Genomic DNA, 25,774 nt, shown 5'->3' on the forward strand with positions numbered 1-25,774 from the left:
TTTCGAGGCGAGAAAGTGGCTGCGCGAGGACGGACTACGACGGTTCGCCGACCCACGGTGGTTCCACGGGTCAAGAATCGGCGAAGCGCTAGCGAAGCTGGTCAAATACGGACCACGCAGCCGCTTTTGCAGCCTGGAAGATTTCTGTCGCTCACGCTCCTAGAATGTCCGGATGGCCACCTTGCCGATCATCCACGCCATCCGCGACGTCACCGACAGTCGATTCCTGCAGGTCGAGCAGCTCGACCTGGAGTTTTCCAACGGCGTGCGGCGCACCTACGAACGACTCAAGGGCAGCGGCCTGGGCGCGGTGATCATCGTGCCCATGCTGGATGACGAGACCGTGCTGCTGGTGCGCGAATACGGCGGCGGCGTCGGCCGCTACGAGCTGGGCCTGCCCAAGGGACGGCTCGACCAGGACGAAACCGCCGAGCAGGGCGCCGAGCGCGAGATGAAGGAAGAAATCGGCTACGGCGCGCGCAAGCTGAAGATCCTGCACAACCTGTCGCTGTCGCCGTCGTACATGACGCACATGGCGCATGTGGTGCTGGCGCAGGATCTGTATCCGGAGAAGCTCGCCGGCGACGAACCGGAAGAGCTCGAAGTGGTGCCGTGGAAGATGGCCGAGCTGCACACCCTGCTCGGCCGCGACGACGTCACCGAGGGGCGCTCGATCGCCGCGTTGTTCATGGCCCGCGAATACCTCGCCGGGCGCTTCCACAGATCATGAGCATGCCGCCCGAACCGGCGCGGCAGATCGGCGCGATCGCGCGCGCCGCGGCGGAAGCGATCCTGCAGGTGTACCACGGCGACTTCGCCGTGCAGACCAAGGGCGACAACTCGCCGCTGACCGCCGCCGATCTCGCCGCGCAGCGGGTGATCGTGGCCGGCCTGGCCACGCTGCAGGAGCAGTTGCCGGTGCTGTCGGAAGAGGCGAAGGCGTTGCCCTGGTCTGAACGCCGGCACTGGGCGCGCTACTGGCTGGTCGATCCGCTCGACGGCACCCGCGAGTTCGTCAAGCGCAATGGCGAGTTCACCGTCAACATCGCGCTCATCGACGACCACCGCAGCGTGCTGGGCGTGGTGCTGGCGCCGGTCACCGGCGAGCTGTACGTGGCCGCCGAAGGCCAGGGTGCCTGGTTGCAGGAACGCGACGGGGGGCCGTGGCGGCGCATCCGCACGCGGCCGCTGGGCGATCCGCCGCGGGTGGTCGGCAGCCGTTCGCACGGCGGCACGCAGGGTGGCCTGCTCGAACAATTGACCGGCGGCGACTACGAACATGTGCCGCTCGGCTCCTCGCTGAAGTTCTGCCTGATCGCGCGTGGCGAGGCGGACATCTATCTGCGCCTGGGCCTCACCAGCGAGTGGGACACCGCTGCCGCGCAATGCGTGCTGGACGAAGCCGGCGGCGCGGTGCTCGATCTCGCCGGCCAACCGTTCCGCTACAACCGCGGCGAGTCGCTGTTGAATCCCGAGTTTGTCGCCATCGGCGACCTCTCGATCGACTGGGCGGCGCGCCTGACGAGAGGCGAGTAGTGAGTGGAGAGGAGTGAGGAGCAAGGGGCTCACGCTCTGCCCTGTCTCACTCGCGCACGCTCCTGCTTTCTCTCATTTCTCACTCCTCTCCACTCACTTCTCATCCCATGACCCGACACTCCATCGACGATCTCCTCGCCATCATGGCGCGCCTGCGCGATCCGCAGAACGGTTGCCCGTGGGACGTGCGACAGGATTTCTCCTCGATCGCCGCCTACACGATCGAGGAGGCGTACGAAGTCGCCGATGCGATCGACCGGCGCGACTGGACCGATCTTTGCGACGAACTCGGCGACCTGTTGCTGCAGGTGGTGTTCCATGCGCAGATGGCCGCCGAGCAGGGCCTGTTCGAATTCGCCGACGTCGCCCACGCGATCAGCGCCAAGATGCTGCGCCGCCACCCGCACGTGTTCGGCGATGCGCGTTACGCCGACCTGGCCGAACAGATGCAGGCATGGGAGCAGATCAAGTCGGACGAACGTGCGGCCAAGGGCCGAACCGACGACGCCAGTGCGCTGGCCGGGGTATCGAGCGGTTTGCCGGAATGGAAACGCGCCCACAAGCTGCAGCAGCGTGCTGCTGCCACCGGCTTCGAATGGCCCGGTCCGCAACCGGTGCTGGAGAAGCTGGCCGAGGAAGTGGAGGAGGTGCGCGTCGAGTTCGCCAACGGCGCCGACCCGGCGCGCCTGGAGGACGAGATCGGCGACGTGCTGTTCGTGATGGTGAACCTGGCGCGCCACGCCGGGGTGGATTTCTCGCAGGCGTTGCGGCATGCCAATGCGAAATTCGAACGGCGCTTCCGCCGCATGGAGCAGCTGGCCGCGACCGAGGGCGCGGCGTTTTCCCGGCGCTCGCTGGAGGAGCAGGAGCAGTTGTGGCGACGGGCCAAGCAGGACGAGGGCGGCCACTGAAAGACGCGGCGGCCATAGCCGCCGCGTCGTCACCGCTTGCGTGATGCGATTACTTTGCCGGGGGCGTCCCGCCGGCGCGCTGTTGCCAGGCCGCGCGCATCTTCTCGCGCTCGGCGCGCATCTTCGCCTCATTGGCCAGGTTCTCGTCCAGCCCCTTGCGCAGCGTGGCGATCGCCTGGTCGACGTTGGCCGGCTGCGCCTGCAGGCGGGCCAAGCGCTGGTAGACGTAGTCACGCACGCGCGGGTCCTGCGACTTGGCCAGCACGTCGTTGTAGACCGCGGTCATCTCCTTGCCGCGGCCGGCCTGCTGGTACAGCCGCTCCATGGCGCGCAGGTCGCCGATCACGCCGCTGCGCTGTTGGTGGTGCATGCGATGGCCGGCCATGCCGTGATCACGGTCGCCGGGGAGGATGCGTGCCTGCTTGGTGATGACCGCGTGCGGAGTGGCAGGCGGCGCGGGCGCGTCCTGGGCCATCGCAAACGTGGCCGAGCCGGCCAGCAGGGCGACGAGGGCGGAAGCGAGGAGGGTCTTGCGTTGCATGGGCTGTCTCCGTGGGTAGTGGGATGATCAACGCGCCGGCCGCGCAGGAGTTGACTGCGGCGTTCAGACTGCTGTCATGCTTGCAACCCTTTTGCGGTCCGTTGCATCCAAGCCGGGTCGACCACCGAGGAGAGTCCCATGCGCCGTCTTGTCATCGCCGCCATGCTGTTTGCCCCATTCACCGCGTTCGCCGCCGGATCGTGCAAGTTCGAGGCCCCGCGCAACCTGCAACTGGACCTGGCGGGCGTCCGCAGCGTGCAGATCGACGTCAACAGCCACGACTTGCACCTGATCGGCGGTGCCGACAGCAAGGGTCTGACCCTGGTCGGGCGCGCCTGTGCGTCGGAGAAAGCCGCGCTGGACAAGCTCACGGTCACCCAGCGGCGCGATGGCGACCAGCTGCTGATCGACATCGGCGGCGACCACCGCAGTTTCAATTTCAGCCTGTTCGGCAGCAACGTCAGCACGAGCCTCGACGTCACCGTGAACCTGCCGGCGAACGTGCCGGTCACCGTGCGCGTGGGTTCCGGCGACGCCGACGTCCGCGGCGTGCAGGATCTGCGCAGCACGGTCGGTTCCGGCGACCTGCACGTGCACCAGGTGGCCGGCAAATTCGCCACCAGCGTGGGCTCCGGCGACGTCGACGCCAGCGACATCGGCAGCCTGCAGCTGGGTTCGGTGGGTTCGGGTGATTTCGAGGCCGATGGCGTCAAGGGCGACGCCAGCATCGGCAGCATCGGCTCGGGCGATGTCACGCTGCGCAACGTCGGCGGCAGCGTGCACGCCGACACGCTGGGCTCGGGCGACCTCACCGTGCGCGACGTCGGCGGCGATCTCACGCTCGGCGCCAAGGGCAGCGGCGACGTCGATCACTCCGGCGTCAAGGGCAAGGTGAGCGTGCCGCACGACGACGATTGATGCGCGTCCCCCTGCAAGAGCGCACCCTGTGCGCGCCTACAGACAGCGTGAAACCAGATACACCAGTGGCGCGCATACCAGCAGGAACGGAATCGACACCCGGTGCAACTGCCGCAGGCCGTGCGGCTGTCGGGCCAGACGCAGGGCGATCAGGTTGGCCAGTGAACCGATCGCCACGCCGAAGCCGCCCACATTGACCGCCACCGCCAGTGCGACGGCATCGGGCGAGCGGTCGAGCAGGAGTACGGTCGCCGGCACGTTGCTGATCAGTTGCGAGGCAACGATGCCGCCGGCGAACAGCACCGGTGGCTGGTCGAGATGGAGTCCGTCGAGCATGCGCTGCATCAGCGGCAGTTCGGCGAAGTGGCCGAGGCCGAGAAAGATCGCGGCAAAGGTGAGCAGCAGCAGCCAGTCGATCCGCGCCAGGCTCGCGCGAGCCAGCGCGCCGAACAGCGCCAGCAGCGCCATGGCGCCCAGTGGTGCCAGGTCGTATTCCATCGCCACCACCATGCCGACCAACGCGGCCATCGACCACCCGCCGAGGCGGCCCGAGTGCACCGCGCCGTCGATGCGCTGCGGGCTCAATGCCACCCGATCGCGCGGCAGCCAGTACCAGGTGAGCGCCGCCACCAGCGCCAGCATCACGGCTGCAGCCGGCAGCATCGCCAGGGCGAAATCGAGGAACGACAGTCGCGAGTGCTGCCACAGCAGCAGGTTCTGCGGGTTGCCGATCGGGCTGAGCGTAGAGCCGGCGTTCACCGCCAGCGCCTCCAGCACCACCATGCGCAGCACCGGCAGGTTGGACATCGCGCCGATGGACACGGTCAGCGGCACGATCAGGAACAGGCTCACGTCGTTGGTCAGCGCCATCGAAAGCAATGCGCTGGCGACCACCAGCAGCAGGCCCAGGCTGCGCAACGAGTGCGCCCGCGCCAGCGAAGCGGCTGCCGCGTGCTGCGCCAGGCCGCTGTCGCGGATACCCTGGATCGCGATCAGCAGGCCGGTCAGGCCGGCCAGCGTGGGCAGTTGCAGCCAGCGCCGATAATCGTCGACCGGACGCGGATCGAGCAGCGCCAGCAACAGCACCAGCGCGGCGAACACCAGCAGCAGCCATTCGTGCTGCAGGCGTTTGCGCCAGCCGGTGGCGGGTGACGACGACACGAGAGGTTCCACGCGCGCTCAGCCCTCGCGCAACAGGTGCATCGGCGGCGTGCGACTGACCCGGCGCGTGCCGACCAGGCCCAGCAGCATCACCACCCCCGCGGCGGCGGCGGCGCTGGCGACCAGCGGCCATGCCGGCGGCACGAAGCCCTCGATGTGGAACACCGCCCGACCCAGCCACCATCCGGCGCCGGCCGCGCCCAGCGCGGCGGTGAGGCCGGCGACCAGGCCCAGCAGGGCGAACTCGCAGGCCGCGGCCAGGCGCAACTGCGCGCGCAGCGCACCCAGCGTGCGCAGCAGCGCCGCTTCGTGGCGACGCTCGGCCGCGCTGGCGGCCAGCGCGGCGGCCAGCACCAGGATGCCGGCCAGCAGGCTGAAGCCGAGAATCCAGCGCACTGCGCTGCCCACGCGGTCGACGATTTCGCGTACCCGATCAAGCAGCGAGTCGACGTCGACCAGACTGAGGTTGCCGTAATCCCGCGAAAGTTGCGCCAGTTCCGCCGCGTGCCCGGATGACAGGTGGAAGCTGGCCAGCCAGGTGTGCGGCAACGTATCGGCGTGGGCCGGGTCGAACAACAGGAAGAAGTTGACCCGGAACGAGCTCCAGTCGACCTTGCGGATGCTGCCCACGCGTGCCTCCAGGCTGCCCTCGCCGACGTCGAAGCGCATCGTGTCGCCGACCTTCAGGCCGAACATGTCGCGCCACATGGTGTCGATCGAAACCTCGGGGCGATCCGGCGCAGCTCCATGCCAGCGGCCGGCCACCACCTCGTTCGCCGGCGGCAGCGCCGCGGACCACGACAGCCGCAGCTGGCGATCGGTCCACTCCTTGGCGCGCGGGTCGGCGAACTGCAGCTGGTCGATGGCGCGGCCGTTGATCGCGGTGAGCTTGCCCACCGCCAGCGGCAGCATGTTGAGCTGGTCGGCGCCGATCCGCGCCAGCGACTGCGAGAAACCGGCGCGCTGGTCGCTTTGCAGGTTCAGGGCGAACCAGTTGGGCGTGTCCGCCGGCAATTCCTGGCGCCAACCCTGCAGCAGGGCCGGCGCCACCACGGCAAGCAGCAGCAGGGCGCACAGGCCCAGGCTGAGTGCGGTCGCCTGGATCACGCTCAGCGCCGGCCGTCGCGCCAGCGCCGCCAGGCCCAGTCGCAACGCCGGATGCGCGCCCGGTGCGATGCGCCGGGCCAGCCACAGCAGCGCACCGGCCAGCAGCGCCGCGAGCACGCTCACGCCGAGCAGGCTGCCGGCGAGGATGCCGGCCAGCTGCAGCGAGCCGCTCTGACCCCAGATCAGCCCCAGCGCCACCAGTGCAGGAATCAGATACAGCACATCGAAACGCCGCACGCGCCGCGACATGCTCTGCCGGAACACCGCCACCGGCGGCACTTCGGCCAGCCGTGCCAGCGGCGGCAGCGCGAAACCGACCAGCACCGCGATGCCCATCGCCGCGGCGGCGAATGCGGGTGCCAGCGGCAACACCGTGGGCACGCTGCCGAACAGCTGGCTGGCCAGCAACCACGCCAGCTGCGCCAGGCCCAGCGCCAGCGCGATGCCCAGCGCGGCCGCCGGAACGGCCAACGCGCCCAGCGTGCCCAGCAGCAGGCCCAGCACGCGTCGACGCGAGGTACCCAGCGCGCGCAGCAAGGCCACTTCGGCGGTCTTGCGGCGAGCGTAGCGCTGGGCGGAAAGGGCGATCGCGATGCCGGCGAGCAGGGCCGACAGCAGCGCGGTCAGCCGCAGGAACGAGCCGGCGCGGTCGAATGCATTGCGCATGCGTTCCTGGGTCTGCTCCGGCGTGACCAGTTGCGCGCCCGAAGGCAGTTCGGTCGCTTCGGCCCAGTCGCGCCAGGCGCGCACCGCGTCCGGCGCACCGGCCAGCAACAGCCGATGACGCGCGCGACTGCCGCGTCCGAGCAGACCGACCTGCTCGGCATCGGCCAGGCTCATCAGCGCGCGTGGTGCCAGCGCCAGCAGTTCGCCGCCGTCGGGCTGGCGCAGCAGTTCGGCGGCGATGGTGAGCGTGCGCCCGCCCAGTTGCAGGTGGTCGCCCACGGCCAGGCCCAGCGCGACCAGCGCGCGATGATCGAGATAAACCTCGCCGGCAGCGGGCGCGTGACCAGGCAGGACGTGGCCGTTGCGATCGTGCAGTTCCAGCGTGCCGCGCAGCGGATAGGCCGCATCGACCGCCTGCACGTCGAGCAGTTGGGTGCGTTCGTGGGCGAACGCCACGCTGGGGAAGCTTGCGGTGCGGGTCAGTTGCAGGCCGTCCCGACGTGCCTGATCGACAAAGGTTGCGGGCAGGGCCTGTGGCGCGGACACGCCGATGTCGCCGCCGATCAACTCCGCGGCGCTGGCCAGCATGCCGCGCTCGATCCGGCTCGCCAGCGTGGCGACCACGCCCAGCGCCACCACCGCCAGCACCAGCGACGCGACCAGCGTACGCAGTTCCGGCAGATGCCACTCGCGACGCAGGCTGCGCAACGACAAGCGCAACAGGTTCATGCCGGCACGCTCGCGGCCGTCGGCACCACGCGCCCTTCCTCCAGCTCGATCCGGCGATCGCAGCGCGCGGCCAGACCGGCGTCGTGGGTGACCAGTACCAGGGTGGTGCGGTGGTCGCGGTTGAGCGAGAACAGCAGGTCGCTGATGTGGTGGCCGGTGTGCTGGTCGAGGTTGCCGGTGGGCTCGTCGGCGAACAGCACGCGCGGGCCGTGCACGAAGGCGCGGGCGATCGCCACGCGCTGCTGTTCGCCACCGGAAAGCTGCGCGGGATAGTGACGCCGCCGCGCGCTCAGGCCCACCGCGTCGAGCGCCTCGCGCGCACGGCTGCGCGCCGCGCTGCTGCCCTCCAGTTCCAGCGGCAGCATCACGTTCTCCTCGGCGGTGAGTGCGGGCAGCAGGTGGAACGACTGGAACACGAAGCCGACCAGTCGCCGCCGCAGTTCGGCGCGCGCTTCCTCGTCCAGCTGCTGCAATGCGTGGCCGTCCAGCGCGATGTGGCCGCGGTCGGGCGTGTCCAGCCCGGCCAGCAGACCGAGCAGGGTGGTCTTGCCCGAGCCGGAGGCGCCCACGATGGCGAAGCTCTCGCCGGGCATCACGCGCAGGTCCACGCCGTCGAGGATGTCCAGCCGGCCCTCGGGGCCACTGACCGACTTGCTAACATCACGGGCTTCGAGGACGGGACGGGAAGAATCATTCATGCGGCGATGCCTGTGGTTGCTGGTTCTGCTCTGCGGTTTCGGCGTCGCCCACGCGGCGCCGAAGACCGTCCTTGTGCTGGGCGACTCGCTGTCCGCCGCGCACAACATCCCGGTCGAGGCCGGCTGGGTGCATCTGCTGGATGTCCGTCTGGGCAAGATGGTGCCGAAGTGGCGTGCGGTCAATGCCAGCATCAGTGGCGAAACCTCGCTGAGCGGCCGCCACCGCTTGCCCGCCTTGCTGCAAACCTACCAGCCGACGGTGCTGGTGATCGAACTGGGCGCCAACGACGGTCTGCGCGGGCTGCCGTTGCCGGCCTTGCGCGACAACCTGACGGCGATGATCGAGCTGGCGCAAAGGCACAAGGCGCGCGTGCTGCTGCTGGGCATCGAGCTGCCGGTGAACTACGGTCCGCAGTACCGCGACGGGTTGCGCGCGATCTACGCCGACCTGGCGCGCGAGCGGAAAGTCGCATTGCTGCCGTTCCTGCTCGAAGGCGTCGCGCTGGACCCCGACCTCATGCAGGCCGATGGTCTGCATCCGGTGGCCGCCGCCGAACCGCGCGTGCTGGAAAACGTCTGGAAGGTGCTGCAACCGCTGCTGCGCGCACCCAACGTCCACTGAACGGCGCCGCGGCCAGTTCACGCCATCGTCACCGTGGCTCCGGGTATACCTTCACAAATGTGAAACCGGACCACAGCGAGGCAACACATGACGACTCATGACGAGCAAGCGGGCCTGATCCTGTTGGTGGAAGACAACCGCCAGATCGCCGAGATGGTGGGCGAATTCCTCGAAATGCGGGGCTACTCCGTCGATTACGCCGCCGACGGCGTGAGCGGACTGCACCTGGCGGTCTCCAACAGCTACGACGTGATCGTGCTCGACCTGATGCTGCCCGGGCTGGACGGCCTGGAACTGTGCCGCAAGCTGCGCAAGGAGGCGAAGAAATCCACGCCGGTGCTGATGCTCACCGCGCGCGACACGCTGGAGGACAAGCTGGTGGGCCTGGAGGCCGGCGCCGACGACTACCTGGTCAAGCCGTTCGAGGTGCGCGAGCTGGTGGCGCGCCTGCGTGCGTTGATCCGCCGCGACCGCCGTCAGGTCTCCACCGAGGTGCTCACCGTGGGCGACATGACGCTGGACACCGCCACGCTGCGGCTCACCCGCGGCGGCCAGGACCTGGTGGTGTCGCCGATCGGCCTGAAATTGCTGGCGATCCTGATGCGCGAGTCGCCGCGGGTGGTCAGCCGGCGCGACATCGAACGCGAGATCTGGGGCGACACGCTGCCCGATTCGGACACGCTGCGCTCGCACCTGTACAACCTGCGCCGCGTCATCGACAAACCCTTCGCACGGCCTTTGCTACATACCATCCATTCCGCTGGCTACCGGCTGGCCGACCTGGAATCGGAAATGGCGTCGGCGCAGCAACCCGCGTGACGGTGAGGTGGCGAGGGCAATGAACAGCAGGGTGTCGAACGCCATCACATTCCGCACGGGGGCCTTCAAACGACGCATCGCCTGGGTGTTCGGCTTGCAGTTCGTGGCCCTGCTGATCATCGGTGCAATGGGCATTTTCAACGTCGCGCCGTGGGAAGCGGTGATCGTGCTGATCTTCATCACCACCGTGCTGGCCTGCCTGGCCGCGCAGCACGAGTGGGTGCAGATCCGCTCGCTGGCGCGATTGATGGCCGGCTGGAACGACGCCAAGCCCGACCCGGAAGCGTTCCACCCGCAACGCCTGTCGCGCCGCACGGATGCGGACGTGGCCTCGCTGGCGCGTGGCCTGCATGGCTTCGCCACGCGCATCGCCGGTTACGGCCAGCGCGAGCGCAACTTCACCCGCGACGCCAGCCATGAACTGCGCAGCCCGCTGACGGTGATCCGCATGTCGGTCGACATGCTGGCCGACGAAAAGGACCTGAGCGAATTCGGCACGCGCTCGGTGCGCCGGATCAAGCGGGCCTCGCGCGAACTGGAGATGCTGGTCGAGGCGCTGCTGGTGCTGGCGCGCGATGCCGGCACGCCGGTGGATACCGAACGCTTCGTGGTGAATGACGTGCTGCAGGGCGAACTGCAGGCCGCGCGCGAGATGCTCTGCGGCCGGCCGATCGAGTTGCGTCTGGAACAACCGGCCGCCTTTGCGCTGGACAGCTCGCCGCGGGTGTTCTCTGTGCTGTGCTGGCAGCTGCTGCGCAATGCCTGCCAGCAGGCCGAGCGCGGCAGCGTGGTGGTGCGCGTGGATCCCGGCATGGTGAGCGTGCGCAACCTCGTCCCGGCCGAGGACGCCACCGATGCCGATCCCGGCGCAGCCGGCGCCGACCGGCACGGTTTCGAACTGGCGATCGCGCGGCAGATCAGCGACCGCTTCGGCTGGCCGCTCGATCTGAAGACGCACGCGGGGCAGGAAAGCGTCGCGTGCATCCGTTTTCCCGACGCCTTGCCGGCAAGCGCCGCGGCGGAACGCGCTCCGTAGGGCGGGCACTGCCCGCCAATTTGCTCCGGAACCGAAAGAGCTGGCGGGCAGTGCCCGCCCTACCATCAACCGGCCTGCAGTGCCGGGACCACGGCGAACGCGCAGCCGGTCTTTGCCTTGACGTCGTCCAGGCTCACCCCCTCGTTGAGCTCGATCAGGGTCAGGCCCTTGCCCTTCTCCACCGAGAACACGCACAGGTCGGTGATGATGAGGTCCACGCATTCCTTGCCGGTGATCGGCAAGTCGCACTGCGGCTTGATCTTCGGGCTGCCATCCTTCGCGCAGTGCTCCATCAGCACCACCACGCGGCGCACGCCGCTGACCAGGTCCATCGCGCCGCCCGGGCCCTTGACCATCTTGCCGGGCACCATCCAGTTGGCGAGGTCGCCGGTGGCGGAGACTTCCATGCCGCCCAGGATCGACAGGTCGATGTGGCCGCCGCGGATCATCGCGAAGGAATCGGCGCTGGAGAAGAATGCCGAGCCGGGCAGGGTGGTGATGGTCTGCTTGCCGGCGTTGATCAGGTCGGGGTCGACCTGGTCCTCGGTCGGGAACGGGCCGATGCCGAGCAGGCCGTTCTCCGACTGCAGCACCACGTTCACGCCGGCCGGGATGTGGTTGGCCACCAGGGTGGGGATGCCGATGCCGAGGTTCACGTAGTAGCCGTCACGCAGTTCCTTCGCGGCGCGCTGCGCCATCGCGGTGCGCATCGGGTTTTCCTTGCCGGTGTTGGCGCCGGCGAGGGTGCGGATCTCGATGCGCTTCTCGTACTTCGCGCCCTGCACGATGCGGTCGACGTAGATGCCCGGCACGTGGATGTTGTTCGGGTCCAGCTCGCCGACCGGCACCAGGTGTTCCACCTCGGCCACGCAGACCTTGCCGCAGGTGGCGATCATCGGGTTGAAGTTGCGCGCCGTCTCGCGGAACACCAGGTTGCCCATCGCGTCGCCCTTCCACGCCTTGACGATGGAAAGGTCGGCGGTGATGGATTCCTCCAGCACGTACTCCTTGCCGTGGAACACCTTGGTTTCCTTGCCCTCGGCCAGCTTGGTGCCGAACGCGGTGCGCGTGTAGAAGCCGGGGATGCCGGCGCCACCGGCGCGCAGCTTCTCGGCCAGCGTGCCCTGCGGGGTGAGGTGCAGCTCCAGCTCGCCGGCCAGCGTCTGCCGCTCGAATTCCTTGTTCTCGCCCACGTAGGAGGCGTACACGCGCTTGACCTGGTGGGTCTTGAGCAGGGGGCCCATGCCGAAATCATCCACGCCGGCGTTGTTGCCGACGATGGTCAGGTCCTTCGTGCCGGCCTGCAGCAGGCCGCCGATCAGGTTTTCGGGGATGCCGCACAGGCCGAAACCGCCGGCGGCGATCGTCATGCCGTCGAACAGCAGGCCGTCAAGGGCTTTCGCCGCGCTCGGATAAACCTTGTCCATCGCTGTGCCTTCCTCAGGAGAGTCAGCTGCCAAGGATACGACGGAATGGCGCCGGCCGGCCTTGTACCAAGGTCGCAAAGGCGCAGGCACAGGGCTTGACGCAAGCAATTACACGTGTAAACATAAATTCACTTACACGCGTAAACGGTGATCCATGGCAATCAGCGAAGCCGAAGCGGTGGTGATGGACGTGTTGTGGCGCGAGGCGCCGCGCACGGCCGAGGAGATCCTGGCCGAGGTGGGCCCGGCACAGGGCTGGCAGGAGGGCACGGTGAAATCCCTGCTCAATCGCCTGCTGAAGAAGAAGGCCGTGCACGCCGAACGCGACGGCCGCCGCTACCTCTACACGCCGCTCTTGGCGCGCGAGCAATACGTGCAACAGGAGAGCAAGGGCCTGCTCGATCGCCTGTTCGGCGGCCGCGTGGCCCCGCTGGTGGTGCACTTCTCCGAGCAGCGCAAGCTGTCGAAGAAGGACATCGCCGAACTGCGCAAGCTGCTGAAGGAGCTTGACGATGAGCAGCATTGATGCGCTGGTGACCGCATGGACCGCCCGCGGCTGGCTGGCACTGCTGGCCTTCACCGCCGCGGTGCTGGTCGTCGCTGCCTTGCGCAAACCCTGTCGCCGCCTGTTCGGCACCGAGCGCGCCTTCCAGTTGTGGTTGCTGCCGCCGCTGGCGGTGCTGGCAAGCCAGTTGCCGCATGCGCCAGGGGCCGAGCGCACGACGCTTTCGGCCCTGGTCTACGCAATCACCTCGGCGGGCGCCGCGCTGCCGGCGGCAGACGTGAGTGGCGCAGAATTCGACTGGCGTGGCGGTCTGGCTCTGCTGTGGTTTGCGGGTGTCGCGTTGGCGATGCTGACAGGCATGCTTGCCCAGTGGCGTTACAGGCAGCGCCTTTCGGACGCGATGCCACTGCTCGTGCCGTCCTCGCGCTGGCCAGTGTTGCTGGCAGCAAGTGCCAGTGTCGGTCCGGCGGTGGTCGGTGCGTGGCGGTACCGCATCGTGCTCCCCGGCGATTTCGAACGACGCTACAACCCGGTCGAGCAGGAATTGATCATCGCCCACGAGATGGCGCATGCGCGCCGGCGTGACGGCTGCTGGTGTCTGCTCGCGCAGAGCCTCGCCGCGGCGTTCTGGTTCCATCCGCTTGCATGGTGGGCTCTTGGCGCGTTCCGTCACGACCAGGAGCTCGCCTGCGATGCCAGTGTTCTGCGCCAGCACGGCGAGCAGCGGCGCGCGTATGCGCAGGCCATGTTGAAAACCCCATTGGCGATGCTTGCCTTGCCCGTGGGCTGTGCCTGGTCGTCTCGTCATCCCCTCACGGAGCGCATCGCCATGTTGAAATTGCCTCGTCCCGATCCTCGTCGCCGAATGTCCGGCGTGGTGACCATGCTCCTGCTGGCGCTGGCCGTGAGCAGCCTGGCCTTCGCTGCCAGCCAGCCGGGCCCACAGGCATCGTCGTCCGGCCCCGCAGGCCCGGACCAGCGCTACACGCTCAAGCTGGTGCTTGGCGTGGATGGCCAGCCGGCACATCTGCATGCGACGAGCTGCCTGAAATCTGGTGAGTACTACACCGATACCCAGACGGCCATCGGCACGCTGCCGCCGTGGCATGGTCGCTATACCGTCGTGCCGGCCGAACACGGCATGCTGGAGGTCCAGGCGCACTTGAGCGGCGGCTCGCTGCCGGCCCCGGTCGATCCCGGGGTCCGTACCCATCCCGGGCAGACGGCCACCATCCAGGTGGGTCAGCAGGTAGCTGGCAAGGACGGCAAGGTGGTTGAGGATCACACCATCAAGATCGAGTTGACGCCCAGCATCGGTTGCTGAGTACCGGGTTTGGCGGGCACCACTGGCTATACTCCGCGACATGCGTTCGAGGAGTCCCATGTGAAGCCGCCACACCTGTTCCTTGCTCTTGCTGCCTTCGGAATCACCGCCATGAGCCACGCCGCCGTTTCGCCCGTGCTGGTCATCCACGGTGGCGCCGGCGTGGTCGTGCGTGACATGACGCCGGCGAAGGAACAGGCCGTGCGTGCGGCAATGACCCAGGCGCTGCAGCAGGGCCATGCCCGGCTCAAGGCCGGCGACAGCGCGCTGGATGCAGTGATCGCGGCGATCGCCGTGCTGGAGGACGATCCGCACTTCAACGCGGGCAAGGGCGCGGTGTTCACCCATGACGGGAGGAACGAGCTGGACGCGGCGATCATGGATGGCGACACCTTGCGCGCCGGCGCGGTGGCCGGGGTCGAGCACGTGAAGAATCCGATCCTGCTGGCACGCGCGGTGATGGAGCATTCGCCGCACGTGATGCTGTCCGGCGCCGGTGCCGAAGCGTTCGCGAAGGAGCAGGGCATCGCCCTGGTCGATGCCGCGTACTTCCGCACCGATGCGCGCTGGCAGCAGCTGCAGCGGGCGCTGAAGGAGGACGCGGACAAGCAACCGCATGCGGACGTCGAGACGGCCAAACATTTCGGGACGGTCGGTGCGGTGGCGCTGGACGCGCGTGGCCGCCTGGCCGCCGGCACCTCCACCGGCGGCATGACCGACAAGCGTTGGGGCCGCATCGGCGATTCGCCGATCATCGGCGCCGGTACCTACGCCAACGAGGGCTGCGCGGTTTCCGGCACCGGCTGGGGCGAGTTCTACATCCGCACCGTGGCGGCGCACCAGATCTGCATGAAGGTGACCCAGATGCGCGTGCCGCTGAAACGGGCCGCCGCCGAGGTGATCAACCAGCAGATCCCGTCGATGGGCGGCAACGGCGGCGCCATCGCGCTGGACGCGGAAGGCCACATCGCGATCCCGTTCAACACCGACGGCATGTACCGCGGCTGGATCGGCGCTGACGGCGTGCCGCACGTGGCGATCTACGGCGACGAGGACGACGGCACCACGGAAATCCCGGAGCCGGCCCCGGCCGACAGCGACGAACAACCCTGACGCGGAGCGTACCCCGTGCACGATGCCCTTCGCCATGTGACCGAAAAGTCGCGCGCACAGGATGCGCTCCTGCACCAGCGGTAGGGCGGGCACTGCCCGCCGCTCCTGGCTACGGTGCAGGAAGGAGCCGGCGGGCGTTGCCCGCCCTACCGGATCTTGTGCAACTGCGCGGGAGTGAGTTCGCCACTGATGCCCAGGCGACTGCCGTCGGCGCGGATCACCAGCACGCGAGGGGTCTCGCCGCCCCAGTTCGGGTCGAGCAGGAAGTTGAGGCGATCGGGCGTGGCTTCGGTGTAGGCCCGATTCGGAAAACCGTCCACTTTCATGTGCTGCAGGTGCGCCTCGATCGCCTGGCGACGTTCGATGCTGTCGGTGGTGACGATCACCAGCTCGATGTCGCGCGGGTGGGCCCGCTGCAGTCTGGCCAGCGCTTCCAGGTTGGGCTCGCAATAGGCGCAGTCCAGCGCCCACAGCGCGATGATCCGCTCGCCGTGCGCAGGCGGTTTCAGCAGCGCGGCGACGTCGTCGGCCGCCAGCGGTTGCAGCGTGCCGGCCATGGCCAGCACGGGGAACAACAGGGCCACGATCAGCAACAGACGCTTCATGGCGTCACCCGGATCAGACGAAAGCCATTGGCGGTGTTCCATGCGACGAAGGCGTGGCCGTTCTTCTGCAGCAATTGCGGCGAGCCGGCCGCGCCGGTGCTGTCCGCGATCGCGCGCGCCGCGTCGAAGTGTGCGCCGCTGTCGTTCGAGCTGCGCAGCATCAGGCGATAGCCGTCCGCGCCGACCTGGTTCCAGACTACCCATACAGTGTGCCCGTGCACCGCCACGTCGGCGTGGCTGGCCCCGGGCCCGGCGAGCTTCAGCAACTGCCGCGGCCGCTGGCCGGGATCGAGCTGGCCGTACCAGATCGCGGGGCCGTGGCTGGCCTCGTACCACACCGCGTGACGCGCGCCGTCGGCGGCGATCGCCAGACCCGGTCCGTGGTGCGGGCAACCGGCGATGTGCCATTCGCTGAAGGTCGCACGCTCGACCTGGGGCGCCCGGTCGTCGGTGTGCAGCACGGCAAACGCGTGGTCGCGGATGTTGTCGCCGTAGATGCCGCGGAAGAAGGCGGCGACCTCGCCGTCGGGCATGCGCGCCAGCGCGATACGGCAGCATTCGCAGCTGTGGTCGACCAGCTTGCGTTCCGGCACGAAGCTCTTGCCGCCATCATCGGACCAGCTGTAGTACACCGCGGCACCCTCGTAGGGCCGGCCCGCGGCTTTCGCGATCTCGAGGTCGCGCTTGTCGATCCAGGCGATCACGATGCGGCCGTGGCCGTCGACGGCCAGCGCATCGAAGCGATGGGTGATCTCGGCGTGGTCGTGGTGCACGGTGATCGGCGTGCTGAAGTGCTTGCCGCCATCCAGCGAACGGGCAAAACGCACGTAGCCGGTCCACGGCGCCGCGCGCGGCTGCGACCAGCTCACGTAGAGCTCGTCGTGCGGGCCAAAGGCGATCTTCGGCCGGTTCTCGCCTTCGCTGTAGATGCGTTCGGCGACCGCGTTCACCGGCATCGGCGCGCTCAGCGTGCGGCCGTCGTCGTCGGAGTGGCGCAGCCGCACGTGGCCTTCGGCTGCGTCCACGACGTACAGGTCACCACGGCTGTCGAACGCTGCACTGGCGCCCAGTGCGGGGCCTTTCGGCATCTCCATGCGCATGCCGTCGTGGGCGAAGGCGACGGACGAGAGCAGGCAGAGCAGGGCGACCAGCAGGCGACGCATCACAACTCCCAGCGCAGTTCGCCGAACCAGGTGCGGCCGGCGTAGGGATGGTAGACCCAGTAACGTGCATTGCCGATGTTGTCCACGCCCAGCGCGGCAGTCCAGGCCGGTGCGAACTTCCAGCGCAGCTTCGCGTCGGCGACGGTGAAGCGGCTCACCGCGCCGTAGCTGTCGAGGTGGTCGCTGTTGTCCAGGCTGCCGTACTGGCGGCCGGAATGGCGGATGCCAAGCGAAGCGTCCCATTGCGGCGCGAAGCGGTAATCGGCGAACACGCTGGCGCGCAGTTTCGGGATGCGCGGGAACACCTTGCCCTCGGCCAGCGGATACTGGCGATCGCGCAGCGTGCGGGCGTCGTTGAAGGCGAGGCTGGCGGACAGGTCGAGTCCATCGAGCCAGACGTCGTGAAAATCGAACGCACCCTCGATGCCGCGTCCGCGCATGCGGTCGATGTTCTGCACGCTGGTCACGCTGGGGCTGACGGTGATGTCGGTCTGCGTGTACAGCGAATCGGCGATGCGGTCCTGGTACAGCGAGACGCGCCAGTGGCCGTTGTCCGTGTGGCGGGTCAGGGTGAGATCGGTGGAGCGGTCGATTTCCGGCGCGAGCGCGGGATTGTTGTTGACGATCGCGCCATTCGAGATGCTGCCCTGGAACAGTTCGGACACGGTGGGATAGCGCACCGCCTTGCCCCAGGCCAGCCGCAGTTCCCAGCCTTGCGCCAGGTCCCAGGTCAGCGCGGTCTTGGGCGAGAAATCGGTGCGCTTGCGGTCGGCGTAGCGCAGCGTGTCGACGGTATTGGCGAGCACGCCGCGGTAGGCGCGCCATTGCTCCAGACGGCCGCCGAGGGTGAGCGTCCAGGCGTCGGTGAAGCTCCACACGTCCTGCAGGTAGGCGGCGCGCGTCTGGGTGCGGCCGGCGTAGACGCTGCGCAATGCGCCGTCCGCGTCGCCGCGCCAGTCACTGGCGTCGTGCACCCGCGTCATCAGCACGTAACGGTCGCCATGCACGCCGGCGTACAACAGGTGGCGTTCGCCGAGCGGGCCGGAGCTGCGCAGGTCGAACGTGTCCCAACCCGAACCGTCCTTGCTCGCCACGGTGCCAGGCCCGCCGCGTGGCGTGCCGGGCTCGGCCAGGCTGGCGCTGTGCAGTCGCGAATGCCGGAAATCGTAGTGGCTGGCGACGGCGGTCCAGCGCCAGTCGTTGTCCAGCGTGCCGTTCAGTTCGAGCCCGTACAGCAGGTGCGTGTCGCGTGCGTTCGACGGCGCCAGGCCGCTGGCGGGCAGGGTCCAGATCTTTCCGGCCGCATCGATCACGCCGCTGCCGACCGGCCCGCCATCGGGGTCGAGGATCAGGCTGCGGGTGCGATCCTGCGCGCGGTTGTGCCACCAGCCCACGGTGGCCAGCGCCGCGACATGCTCGCCGAGATCGAAGCCGAGCTTCAGCTTGGCCTGATCCTGCACGGTGTGCTCGATGCTGTTGGCGCCGTAGACCAGCCGTGGCGAACCGTTGGGGTTGCGATCGGCGGTGGCGCCGCTCACCGGCACCGCCAGCGCCGGATCGCCGCCAGCCTTGGCGGTGGCGTACTGCATCGGTTGGCCATGGTTGTCGAGGCGGCTGTATTCGAGCAGCCAGCTGAAGCGTCCGCGCTTGTCGCCCAGGGTGAACGCGGCCTGGTGACCGTCGTAGTGGCCGTCGGCGCCGTAATCGTCGGCATAGTCCTGGCTGAAGAACTTCGCGTCGACGCTGGCGGTGAACTGCTGCGGCAACACCGTGTGGATAAGCACCGTGGTGCCCAGCGAGTTGCCCGGATACAGCGCGGAATACGGCCCGTACAGGATGTCGACCGCACCGATCTCGCCGGGCGCGACCATACCCCAGCGCGGCGCGCCATCCCAGCCGTTGGTCATCAGGTTCGAGAGCAGCAACCCGTCGGCGTAGACCAGGCTGCGTGCGCTCTGCAGGGTGCCGGCGTTGCGGCCGCTGATGACGGCGTTCGGATCGCCGATGTAGCGCTTGCGCACCTGCATGTTCGGCACGTATTTCAGTGCGTCGGCGCTGTCGGTCACGTTCTGCTGCTGCAGTTGCGTGCGCGTGACGCGCACCTGCACTGCGGGCGTCTCGGTCACCATGGTGTCGCTGGCGTGCACCGAGACCGGCGACAGCGTCACCGGGTGGGTGGGATCGGAGGCCAGCGCGGGGCTGGCACACAACACGAGCGCAAGTGCGCAGAAGCCGGAGGGGAGGCGTTTCAAGCGAAACTCTGGATGGGGGTCCAAGGTTCAATGATAGTCCGCTGCACCTCGTGCGACAGACGGCAACTTGTCGCAGTGCGGGACGTGCATGGGATGCGCGCGGCACCAAAAGGTGCCGGCGCCGAACCTCACTCCTCGCCGGGACGCTCGCGCACCGGATGCTTGCCGAGCTTGCGCTGCAGCGTGCGGCGATGCATGCCGAGCCGGCGCGCGGTCTCGGAGATGTTGCCGTCGCATTCGGTGAGCACGCGCTGGATGTGTTCCCATTCGAGCCGGCGCAGGGCCAGCGGCTGTTCGGGGGCGTCCGGCGGGTCGTTGTCCTCGGGCGCGGCGGCGTCGCCGTCGAGCAGGGCGCGTACGACCGCATCCGCGTCGACCGGCTTGGCGAGATAGTCGTGCGCGCCACGCTTGATCGCCTCCACCGCCGTGGCGATCGAGGCATAGCCGGTCAGCAGCAGCACGCGCAGATCCGGCACCAGGGTATGCAGCTCGGGGATCAGCCGCAGGCCGTTCTCCTCGCCGAGTTTCAGGTCCAGCACGCAATAGCGCGGGCGATGACGGCGAGTCAGCGCGCGTGCCTCGTCGAAATTGCTGGCGGTTATGACCTCGAAGCCGCGCGAGCCCAGCGCCCGCGCCAGCACGCGCAGGAACGTGGCGTCGTCGTCGACCAGCAGCAAGGGACGCACTGGATCGGCAAGGGGCGACTCGGTCATGGTTCGGTTTCCTTCAACTGGGGCAGGCGCCCATTCTTGCCGGAAGTGGCTGCCGTTGCACGCCTCCGGGCCAACTCTATCGCCCGGCTTCGTCGGGTTCGGCGATCACCGCCAGCGGCAGCCGCAGGCACATTTCGGCGCCGTGTTCGACGTTGCGCGCCACCAGTTCGCCGCTCAGGCGTTCGGCGGTGGCCTCGGCCAGCGCCAGGCCGATGCCGAGCCCGCTCTGCTTGCGCGAATAGCCGAGCCGGGTCAGTTCGTCGGCGGAGTCGAAACCCGGGCCGCGGTCGGACACGCTCAGCTCCAGCCAGCGATCGTCGCGGGTGATGCGCAGCGACACCGCATTGGAGCCGTTGGCCGCCGAGGCGTCGGCGGCATTGTTGAGCAGGTTGATCAGCGCATGACGCAACCCGGCCGGCGTGCGCAGCACCAGTGCGGCCAGCGTCTCGTCGAGGCTCAGGGCAAGCTCCGCCTCCGGCCGCAACAGCTGGAAGCGTTCCAGGCAACCGTGGATGAACTTGTCCACGCGGATGCGCTCGGGGTCCTGCGACAGCTGCGCCTTGCCGAAGGCGATCATCTCGCGCAGGATCGTGCGGCAGCGATCCACCTGCTCCTCCAGCAGCGCCAGATCTTCGTCCAGCAGCGGGTTGCCGGCATGTTCGCGGCGCAACTCCGGCAACAGGGTGCGCATGGTCGACAGCGGCGTGTTCAGCTCATGCGCGGCCCCGGCCGCCTGGGTGGCGATAGCCAGGATGCCCTCGCCGCGCAACGCACGTTCGCGCACGCGCTGTACCTCTTTCTGCTGCTCGCGCAGTACCCGCGCCAGACGGCTGATGAAGAAGCTCAGCAGCAGCGCCATGATGACGAAGTTCACGCCCATCCCCGCCACGTGCAGCGAGAACCGGCCAGGCGCACTGCCATTCGGGGGCAGCGGCAACGGCACATGCGCATAGAGCAGGATCACGTAGGCCACGCCGGCCAGCGCGGACACCGCCAGCACCGAGCGCCCGGGCAATGCCGCCGCGGTGAGCGCGATCGGCACCAGCAGCAGGGTGATGAACGGGTTGCTGGCGCCGCCGGTGAAATACAGCAGATAACCCAGCACCAGCGTGTCGAACGCGATGTGACAGACCGCTTCCCACTCGCGCAGCGGCCACGGTTGCGCCAGTCGCCAGGCGGCAAACACGGCAAACACCGCCAGCACGCCGATGCCCAGCAGCAACGGCAGCAGCGGGATCTGCAGGTCCAGCCACCATGCGCACACCAGCACCGCGGTGCTCTGGCCGGCGATCGCGCACAGCCGCAGCCACGCCAGTGCGCGAGTCAATGCGTGGGGTCCTACCCGTCGGATGACGATGTGCTGTGGCATGGCGGGCAATGTATTGGGGGCTCGCGACCCGCCGGGACGGCGGGTCGCCTGATCGCCGCCGAGCTTACTGCTCCGAACCGATCGTCGGCAGCGGCGCCTGGTTGTTGTGCGCGTGATGTTGCGCCGACAGCTTGCGCATCAGCGGCAGCACGGTCAGCGCGATCACGGTGCAGGCGACGCCGGCCCAGCCCAGCTTGCTGAACAGGCTGGTGTAGATCGGCATGGTCTGCAGCGGGTCGGTGATGTTTTGCGGAATGCTGGCAAAGTTGGCCACGATGCCGCCCAGGTATTGCGACACGCCCGACGCGACGTAGTAGGCGCCCATCATGAAGCCGCCCATGCGTTCGGGCACGTAGCGCGCGATCATCGCCAGCCCCAAACCGCTGACCAGCAGCTCGCCCAGCGACGAGGCGCCGTAGCCCCACACCATCACCCACGAGCTGGTCTTGCCGTCCACCGCGAAATGCGCGGCCCAGCTGTAGATGAAGAAGCCCAGCGCCACCGCGGCGAAGCCCAGGGCGAACTTGGTGGCGATGGAAATGTCCTTGCCGCCGCGTCCGGCGGCGTTGTAGATCAACGCCAGGATCGGGCTCAGGATGAAGATCCAGATCGGGTTGAACGACTGGAACTGCGCCGGCGCCCAATTCCACAGGTGGAAGCCGAACACGTCGAAACTCGGGTTCACGTTGCGCAGCGCGAACAGGTTCAGCGAGGTCGACATCTGCTGGTAGAAGATGAAGAAGAACACTGTCTGCACGGTGAGCACCAGCGCGGCAATCAGGCCGGCGCGCTCGGAGCGCTCGCTGGTGCCGATCAGCCACACGAAGATGCCCAGCACCACCGCGGCGGCGACGTAGACGAAGATCCGCGCGACTTCCTCGTGGGCCAGCACGTAGGCCGAGGCGAACACGGTCAGCACACCCACGCCCAGCACGGCGAGCAGCTTGCCCATGTGCACGGGCTTTTCGTCCGGCGGCGAGCCGACGTGGCCCAGCGTGTGGCGCATCACCATATAGTTGGCCAAGCCCACTACCAGGCCGAACGAGCACACCGCGAACGCCGCGTGCCAGCCCAGCTCGTTGCCGTAGTGCAGGTTGACGTAGTCCTTGATCCACGGGGTGAGCAGCATCGAGAAGGTCGAGCCGATGTTCACCGCCATGTAGTAGATGGTGAAGGCGCTGTCGATCTTGGAGTCGTCGCCTTCGTAGATCTTGCGTACCAGGTTGCCGGCGTTGGGCTTGAACAGGCCGTTGCCGACCACGATCACGCCCAGCGCGAAATACAGGAACGAGACGCTTTCGGTGGGTACCGCCATCAGCGCGTAGCCGACCGCCAGGATGGCGGCGCCCAGCAGCATGGTGCGCCGCGTGCCGAGGATCTTGTCGCCCACCCAGCCGCCGATCGCCGGCGCCACGTAGATCAGCGCCGCCGCCGCGCTCCACACCAGGTTGGCCTGCTCGTCGGGGAAGCCCAGGCGCTGGACCATGTAATAGACGATGAGCGCCTGCATACCGTAGTAGCCGAAGCGCTCCCACATTTCGATCAGGAAGACGGTGCTGAAGGACTTCGTCTGCGAGACGGCTGGGTTCTGGTTGGCCATGTTTTCCCCGGGCATTGGTTCAAGATCCTGGTGACGTGCAGGCACGTACCGGCACAGATGGATCCTGAACGGATCACAACCGGGCAAGGGTAACCCATCCCCCCAAAGGTCATAGCTGCACTGCCGCATGACAATTCGTGCGCTGCGTGCTTGGGCCTTGAGCGCGCGGTGGAGCGGGAGGGTGCCTGTGGCATCATGGCGTGCCCGCGGTCCGCGGCGCGACAGGAACCCGTTCGACGATGGCCCAGGCAATCCTTTCCCGGCTGGAACGCACCCGCGTTTCGCCACGTGCAACCCGCGCCGGCGTCCCGCTGCCGGCGCTGGCCTGAGCGGGGCCGCGTCATGCCGGCCGAGGGTTTTCGGGGACCGCGCCAGGTCTGGAACGCGTTTCGCTGGTCGATGAAGGGGCTGCGTGCGGCCTGGCGCCACGAGGCCTCGTTCCGGCTGGAGGCGATGCTGGCGGTGGTGCTGGTTCCGCTCGGCCTGTGGCTGGGCGAGGGCGGCGTGGAAAAGCTGCTGCTGGTGCTGGGGCCGCTGCTGGTGCTGTCGGCGGAGCTGCTCAACTCGGCGATCGAGGCGGTGGTGGACAAGGTCAGCCCGGAGTTCAACGAGCTGGCCGGCCGCGCCAAGGACATGGGCTCGGCGGCGGTGTTCGTGCTGCTGGTGCTGGTGGCGCTGAGCTGGGGCCTGATCCTGTTGCCCCGCTGGTTTTAGCTCCCCGGCCGCGCCGATTGCGTTGACGCAGGCCGGATGCTGCAATGCAGGTCCGTCCGCTCAGGAGCGATGCCATGACTATCTTGCGTACCTTGATGATTATGCTGCTGGTCGGGCTGATGTCCGGCTGCGGCTATAACGCCATGCAGCGCCAGGACGAAGCGGTCAAGGCGGCTTGGTCCGAGGTGCTGAACCAGTACCAGCGCCGCGCCGACCTGGTGCCGAACCTGGTCAACACGGTCAAGGGCTACGCCCAGCACGAGGAGAAGGTCTTCGTGGAAGTGACCAACGCGCGCGCCAAGGTGGGCAGCCTGCAGGTCGACGCCGACACCATCAACGATCCGCAGAAGCTGCAGCAGTTCCAGGCTGCGCAGGGCGAGCTGGGCAGCGCGCTGTCGCGGCTGATGGTGGTCAGCGAAAACTATCCGCAGTTGAAGGCCGATGGCCTGTTCCAGAACCTGCAGGCGCAGCTGGAGGGCACCGAGAACCGCGTCACCGTGGCGCGCAACCGCTACGTGCAGGCGGTGCAGCAGTACAACGCGATGATCCGCACCTTCCCCAACAACATGACCGCCAAGATGTTCGGCTACAAGGTCAAGCCGAACTTCAGCGTGGACAACGAGAAGGCCATCTCCACCGCTCCTACGGTGGATTTCGGCACCAGTGCACCGGCGCCCGCGGCCTCGGCGCACTGAAGTGATCCGCCGCTGGCTGCCGCTGCTGGCGTTGCTGCTGTGCCTGCCGGCGGCAGTGCAGGCGGCGACGGCCATGCCGCAACTGGCGCGGCACGTCACTGACCTCACCGGCACGCTCAGCGCGACCCAGGTCGATCAGCTCGACGCGCAGCTGGTGGCGCTGGAGAAAGCCAAGGGCGCGCAGCTGGTGGTGTTGATGGTGGACAGCACCGGCGAGCAGCCGATCGAGGAATACTCGCTGGCGGTCGCCGAAGCCAACAAGATCGGCCGCAAGGGTACCGATGACGGCGTGCTCCTACTCGTCGCCAAGAACGACCGACGCGTGCGCATCGAGGTCGGCTACGGCCTGGAAGGCGCGATCCCCGACGCCGCCAACGCACGCATCATCCGCGAGTACATCGCGCCGAAATTCCGCACGGGCGACTATTTCGGCGGCATCCACGACGCCGTCGGCGCGCTGACCCAGCTGATCGACGGCGAGCCGTTGCCGCCGCCGGTGGAAGGAGCGCCGCGCGAGGATCGTGGGCCCGGATTGCAGGGCATGTTGATGATCGCGCTGTTCGTCGCGATCTTCCTGCGCGGCATGCTGGGTCGGGCGCATGCGCTGGTGCGGGTGCCGCTGGGTGGCGCGATCATCGGCGGCCTGCTGTGGCTGCTGGTTTCGCTCGGTGCCGGCGTGCTGGGCGCGGTGGTGGGCGGCATCGTGATGCTGCTCCCATCCGGTGGTGGCCGCTCGGCCGGCGGCGGTGGCTGGGGCGGCTTCGGCGGTTTTGGCGGCGGCGGATTTGGCGGTGGTGGTTTTGGTGGCGGCGGCGGTTTCAGCGGAGGCGGCGGCAGCTTCGGCGGCGGCGGTGCCTCGGGGAGCTGGTGACATGACACGCATGCGGCGAGTGCTGGCAAACGCGTTCGCGGGCTGGTTCCAGCTGCGGTGGCGCTTTCCCGCCAGCTTGCTGGACGAGATCACGGCCGCCATCGCCGCCGGCGAACGCGGCCACCACGGCGAAGTGCGCGTGGCCATCGAATCGCGACTCCACCCGCTTGCCGTGCTGGGCGGACTCGACGCGGCCACTCGCGCGCGCCAGCTGTTCAGCCAGCTGCGCGTGTGGGACACCGAACACAACAGCGGCGTGCTGCTGTACGTGCTGCTGGCCGAGCATCGCATCGAGATCGTGGCGGACCGCGGCATCGCCGCGCGGGTGGAGCCGGCGGCATGGACAGCCATCTGCGCCACCATGCGCACCCACTACGCCAACGGCGAATGGCGCGAAGGCAGCCTGCGCGGCATCGCCGCCATCCACGCCCTGCTGCTGCAGCACTTTCCCGCCCACGACAAAGCCAATCCAGACGAGCTGCCGGACCGGCCGGTATTGCTGTGAACGCACGCGGGCGTGTCCCGTGGCCAAACCGGCACCCGTAGGAGCCCGCTCGCGGGCGATGCTCTTGTCTCGGACCAGGGATACGCAAAAGCATCGCCCGCGAGCGGGCTCCTGCGTGTCTGCGCCCGCGGCATCTCCCCGAATCCTTGCGTGACGCTACACTTGGCCTTTGCC

At 68.3% G+C, this 25,774-nt stretch carries 25 protein-coding genes; 14 read left to right on the forward strand and 11 right to left on the reverse strand.

The window, feature by feature from the left end:
• Positions 1 to 172: 172 nt before the first annotated feature.
• From nudE to mazG, 3 genes are all read left to right on the forward strand, one after another.
• Positions 173 to 730 (forward strand): ADP compounds hydrolase NudE, encoded by a 558-nt coding sequence (gene nudE, locus B1991_RS01485; RefSeq protein WP_136256936.1) that lies wholly within the window; start codon positions 173 to 175, stop codon positions 728 to 730.
• A gap of 2 nt (positions 731 to 732) precedes the next feature.
• Complete coding sequence (gene cysQ / locus B1991_RS01490; RefSeq protein ID WP_136256937.1) at positions 733 to 1,536, forward strand: 3'(2'),5'-bisphosphate nucleotidase CysQ; 804 nt, start codon at positions 733 to 735, stop codon at positions 1,534 to 1,536.
• A 107-nt stretch (positions 1,537 to 1,643) separates the two neighbouring features.
• Positions 1,644 to 2,447, forward strand: a complete 804-nt coding sequence (gene mazG, locus B1991_RS01495; RefSeq protein WP_136256938.1) for a nucleoside triphosphate pyrophosphohydrolase — start codon at positions 1,644 to 1,646, stop codon at positions 2,445 to 2,447.
• Positions 2,448 to 2,496: 49 nt separating this feature from the next.
• Here mazG and B1991_RS01500 read toward each other — a convergent pair whose 3' ends face one another.
• Complete coding sequence (locus tag B1991_RS01500; protein ID WP_136256939.1) at positions 2,497 to 2,988, reverse strand: YfgM family protein; 492 nt, start codon at positions 2,986 to 2,988, stop codon at positions 2,497 to 2,499.
• 138 nt (positions 2,989 to 3,126) lie between these two features.
• Between B1991_RS01500 and B1991_RS01505 the strand changes: the two genes are divergently transcribed.
• Positions 3,127 to 3,906, forward strand: a complete 780-nt coding sequence (locus tag B1991_RS01505) for a DUF4097 family beta strand repeat-containing protein (protein ID WP_136256940.1) — start codon at positions 3,127 to 3,129, stop codon at positions 3,904 to 3,906.
• Between the two features lie 36 nt (positions 3,907 to 3,942).
• Here the strand turns inward: B1991_RS01505 and B1991_RS01510 are convergent, their stop codons facing one another.
• The 3 genes from B1991_RS01510 to B1991_RS01520 are packed head-to-tail and all read right to left on the reverse strand — an operon-like array spanning position 3,943 to position 8,267.
• Positions 3,943 to 5,067 carry an SLC13 family permease gene (locus tag B1991_RS01510; protein WP_246031022.1) on the reverse strand — a complete coding sequence of 375 codons (1,125 nt, stop codon included), beginning with the start codon at positions 5,065 to 5,067 and terminating at the stop codon, positions 3,943 to 3,945.
• A gap of 18 nt (positions 5,068 to 5,085) precedes the next feature.
• A complete protein-coding gene (locus B1991_RS01515) occupies positions 5,086 to 7,569 on the reverse strand; it encodes an ABC transporter permease (protein WP_136256941.1) in 2,484 nt (827 codons plus the stop codon).
• Positions 7,566 to 8,267 carry an ABC transporter ATP-binding protein gene (locus B1991_RS01520; RefSeq protein WP_136256942.1) on the reverse strand — a complete coding sequence of 234 codons (702 nt, stop codon included), beginning with the start codon at positions 8,265 to 8,267 and terminating at the stop codon, positions 7,566 to 7,568. Before B1991_RS01520 ends, B1991_RS01515 begins: the two co-directional genes overlap by 4 nt.
• Between B1991_RS01520 and B1991_RS01525 the strand changes: the two genes are divergently transcribed.
• From B1991_RS01525 to B1991_RS01535, 3 genes are all read left to right on the forward strand, one after another.
• Positions 8,266 to 8,889 carry an arylesterase gene (locus B1991_RS01525; protein WP_136256943.1) on the forward strand — a complete coding sequence of 208 codons (624 nt, stop codon included), beginning with the start codon at positions 8,266 to 8,268 and terminating at the stop codon, positions 8,887 to 8,889. The two genes, B1991_RS01520 and B1991_RS01525, sit on opposite strands and share 2 nt — an antisense overlap.
• An 87-nt stretch (positions 8,890 to 8,976) precedes the next feature.
• Positions 8,977 to 9,708 carry a response regulator transcription factor gene (locus B1991_RS01530; protein ID WP_136256944.1) on the forward strand — a complete coding sequence of 244 codons (732 nt, stop codon included), beginning with the start codon at positions 8,977 to 8,979 and terminating at the stop codon, positions 9,706 to 9,708.
• A gap of 19 nt (positions 9,709 to 9,727) precedes the next feature.
• Positions 9,728 to 10,744, forward strand: a complete 1,017-nt coding sequence (locus B1991_RS01535) for a sensor histidine kinase (protein WP_136256945.1) — start codon at positions 9,728 to 9,730, stop codon at positions 10,742 to 10,744.
• 65 nt (positions 10,745 to 10,809) lie between these two features.
• Here the strand turns inward: B1991_RS01535 and B1991_RS19160 are convergent, their stop codons facing one another.
• Entirely contained in the window at positions 10,810 to 12,171 is a 1,362-nt protein-coding gene (locus tag B1991_RS19160) for a 3-oxoacid CoA-transferase subunit B (RefSeq protein ID WP_136256946.1), read from the reverse strand.
• Between the two features lie 154 nt (positions 12,172 to 12,325).
• On the opposite strand from B1991_RS19160, the gene B1991_RS01545 reads away from it, so the two are divergent.
• The 3 genes from B1991_RS01545 (at position 12,326) to B1991_RS01555 (ending at position 15,113) form a co-directional block, all read left to right on the forward strand.
• Positions 12,326 to 12,697 (forward strand): BlaI/MecI/CopY family transcriptional regulator, encoded by a 372-nt coding sequence (locus B1991_RS01545; RefSeq protein WP_136256947.1) that lies wholly within the window; start codon positions 12,326 to 12,328, stop codon positions 12,695 to 12,697.
• Complete coding sequence (locus tag B1991_RS01550) at positions 12,684 to 14,000, forward strand: M56 family metallopeptidase (protein WP_136256948.1); 1,317 nt, start codon at positions 12,684 to 12,686, stop codon at positions 13,998 to 14,000. The genes B1991_RS01545 and B1991_RS01550 overlap by 14 nt, the downstream gene beginning before the upstream one ends.
• 111 nt (positions 14,001 to 14,111) lie before the next feature.
• Positions 14,112 to 15,113: an isoaspartyl peptidase/L-asparaginase family protein gene (locus B1991_RS01555; RefSeq protein ID WP_136256949.1), complete on the forward strand. Its 1,002-nt coding sequence runs from the start codon at positions 14,112 to 14,114 to the stop codon at positions 15,111 to 15,113.
• 146 nt (positions 15,114 to 15,259) lie between these two features.
• On the opposite strand, the gene B1991_RS01560 is transcribed toward B1991_RS01555, so the two are convergent.
• The 6 genes from B1991_RS01560 to B1991_RS01585 all read right to left on the reverse strand — a co-directional run bounded on the left by B1991_RS01560 (position 15,260) and on the right by B1991_RS01585 (position 22,815).
• Complete coding sequence (locus B1991_RS01560) at positions 15,260 to 15,718, reverse strand: thioredoxin domain-containing protein (RefSeq protein WP_136256950.1); 459 nt, start codon at positions 15,716 to 15,718, stop codon at positions 15,260 to 15,262.
• Positions 15,715 to 16,881, reverse strand: coding sequence for a sialidase family protein (locus tag B1991_RS01565; RefSeq protein ID WP_136256951.1), 1,167 nt, complete (start codon positions 16,879 to 16,881; stop codon positions 15,715 to 15,717). Before B1991_RS01565 ends, B1991_RS01560 begins: the two co-directional genes overlap by 4 nt.
• The gene (locus B1991_RS01570) at positions 16,881 to 19,133 is read right to left on the reverse strand and encodes a TonB-dependent receptor (protein WP_136256952.1); all 2,253 of its coding nucleotides are present in this window, start codon (positions 19,131 to 19,133) and stop codon (positions 16,881 to 16,883) included. Before B1991_RS01570 ends, B1991_RS01565 begins: the two co-directional genes overlap by 1 nt.
• A gap of 128 nt (positions 19,134 to 19,261) precedes the next feature.
• Positions 19,262 to 19,846: a response regulator transcription factor gene (locus tag B1991_RS01575; protein ID WP_136256953.1), complete on the reverse strand. Its 585-nt coding sequence runs from the start codon at positions 19,844 to 19,846 to the stop codon at positions 19,262 to 19,264.
• A 76-nt stretch (positions 19,847 to 19,922) separates the two neighbouring features.
• On the reverse strand, positions 19,923 to 21,215 hold the full coding sequence (locus B1991_RS01580) for an ATP-binding protein (RefSeq protein ID WP_136256954.1): 1,293 nt from the start codon (positions 21,213 to 21,215) through the stop codon (positions 19,923 to 19,925).
• Positions 21,216 to 21,279: 64 nt separating this feature from the next.
• On the reverse strand, positions 21,280 to 22,815 hold the full coding sequence (locus B1991_RS01585; protein WP_136256955.1) for a peptide MFS transporter: 1,536 nt from the start codon (positions 22,813 to 22,815) through the stop codon (positions 21,280 to 21,282).
• Positions 22,816 to 23,157: 342 nt separating this feature from the next.
• Between B1991_RS01585 and B1991_RS01590 the strand changes: the two genes are divergently transcribed.
• From B1991_RS01590 to B1991_RS01605, 4 genes are all read left to right on the forward strand, one after another.
• Positions 23,158 to 23,529, forward strand: coding sequence for a diacylglycerol kinase (locus B1991_RS01590; RefSeq protein ID WP_136256956.1), 372 nt, complete (start codon positions 23,158 to 23,160; stop codon positions 23,527 to 23,529).
• Positions 23,530 to 23,603: 74 nt separating this feature from the next.
• Entirely contained in the window at positions 23,604 to 24,224 is a 621-nt protein-coding gene (locus B1991_RS01595; protein WP_136256957.1) for a LemA family protein, read from the forward strand.
• A gap of 4 nt (positions 24,225 to 24,228) precedes the next feature.
• On the forward strand, positions 24,229 to 25,095 hold the full coding sequence (locus tag B1991_RS01600) for a TPM domain-containing protein (protein WP_246031026.1): 867 nt from the start codon (positions 24,229 to 24,231) through the stop codon (positions 25,093 to 25,095).
• 1 nt (position 25,096) lies between these two features.
• Complete coding sequence (locus B1991_RS01605) at positions 25,097 to 25,600, forward strand: TPM domain-containing protein (RefSeq protein WP_136256958.1); 504 nt, start codon at positions 25,097 to 25,099, stop codon at positions 25,598 to 25,600.
• The last annotated feature ends 174 nt before the right edge of the window (positions 25,601 to 25,774 follow it).

The organism is Rhodanobacter lindaniclasticus, from assembly GCF_004799035.1.
Lineage (GTDB): Bacteria > Pseudomonadota > Gammaproteobacteria > Xanthomonadales > Rhodanobacteraceae > Rhodanobacter > Rhodanobacter lindaniclasticus.

Bases quoted from the DNA above. Each gene is read 5' to 3' on its own strand.
- B1991_RS01555 (WP_136256949.1), top strand. From the start codon at position 14,112: ATGAGCCACGCCGCCGTTTCGCCCGTGCTGGTCATCCACGGTGGCGCC.
- B1991_RS01530 (WP_136256944.1), top strand. From the start codon at position 8,977: ATGACGACTCATGACGAGCAAGCGGGCCTGATCCTGTTGGTGGAAGAC.
- B1991_RS01595 (WP_136256957.1), top strand. From the start codon at position 23,604: ATGACTATCTTGCGTACCTTGATGATTATGCTGCTGGTCGGGCTGATG.
- mazG (WP_136256938.1), top strand. From the start codon at position 1,644: ATGACCCGACACTCCATCGACGATCTCCTCGCCATCATGGCGCGCCTG.
- B1991_RS01545 (WP_136256947.1), top strand. From the start codon at position 12,326: ATGGCAATCAGCGAAGCCGAAGCGGTGGTGATGGACGTGTTGTGGCGC.
- B1991_RS01500 (WP_136256939.1), bottom strand. From the start codon at position 2,988: ATGCAACGCAAGACCCTCCTCGCTTCCGCCCTCGTCGCCCTGCTGGCC.
- B1991_RS01515 (WP_136256941.1), bottom strand. From the start codon at position 7,569: ATGAACCTGTTGCGCTTGTCGTTGCGCAGCCTGCGTCGCGAGTGGCAT.
- B1991_RS01565 (WP_136256951.1), bottom strand. From the start codon at position 16,881: ATGCGTCGCCTGCTGGTCGCCCTGCTCTGCCTGCTCTCGTCCGTCGCC.
- B1991_RS01525 (WP_136256943.1), top strand. From the start codon at position 8,266: ATGCGGCGATGCCTGTGGTTGCTGGTTCTGCTCTGCGGTTTCGGCGTC.
- B1991_RS01585 (WP_136256955.1), bottom strand. From the start codon at position 22,815: ATGGCCAACCAGAACCCAGCCGTCTCGCAGACGAAGTCCTTCAGCACC.
- cysQ (WP_136256937.1), top strand. From the start codon at position 733: ATGCCGCCCGAACCGGCGCGGCAGATCGGCGCGATCGCGCGCGCCGCG.
- B1991_RS01550 (WP_136256948.1), top strand. From the start codon at position 12,684: ATGAGCAGCATTGATGCGCTGGTGACCGCATGGACCGCCCGCGGCTGG.
- B1991_RS01560 (WP_136256950.1), bottom strand. From the start codon at position 15,718: ATGAAGCGTCTGTTGCTGATCGTGGCCCTGTTGTTCCCCGTGCTGGCC.
- B1991_RS01505 (WP_136256940.1), top strand. From the start codon at position 3,127: ATGCGCCGTCTTGTCATCGCCGCCATGCTGTTTGCCCCATTCACCGCG.
- B1991_RS01580 (WP_136256954.1), bottom strand. From the start codon at position 21,215: ATGCCACAGCACATCGTCATCCGACGGGTAGGACCCCACGCATTGACT.
- B1991_RS01605 (WP_136256958.1), top strand. From the start codon at position 25,097: ATGACACGCATGCGGCGAGTGCTGGCAAACGCGTTCGCGGGCTGGTTC.
- B1991_RS01535 (WP_136256945.1), top strand. From the start codon at position 9,728: ATGAACAGCAGGGTGTCGAACGCCATCACATTCCGCACGGGGGCCTTC.
- B1991_RS01590 (WP_136256956.1), top strand. From the start codon at position 23,158: ATGCCGGCCGAGGGTTTTCGGGGACCGCGCCAGGTCTGGAACGCGTTT.
- B1991_RS01575 (WP_136256953.1), bottom strand. From the start codon at position 19,846: ATGACCGAGTCGCCCCTTGCCGATCCAGTGCGTCCCTTGCTGCTGGTC.
- B1991_RS01520 (WP_136256942.1), bottom strand. From the start codon at position 8,267: ATGAATGATTCTTCCCGTCCCGTCCTCGAAGCCCGTGATGTTAGCAAG.
- B1991_RS19160 (WP_136256946.1), bottom strand. From the start codon at position 12,171: ATGGACAAGGTTTATCCGAGCGCGGCGAAAGCCCTTGACGGCCTGCTG.
- nudE (WP_136256936.1), top strand. From the start codon at position 173: ATGGCCACCTTGCCGATCATCCACGCCATCCGCGACGTCACCGACAGT.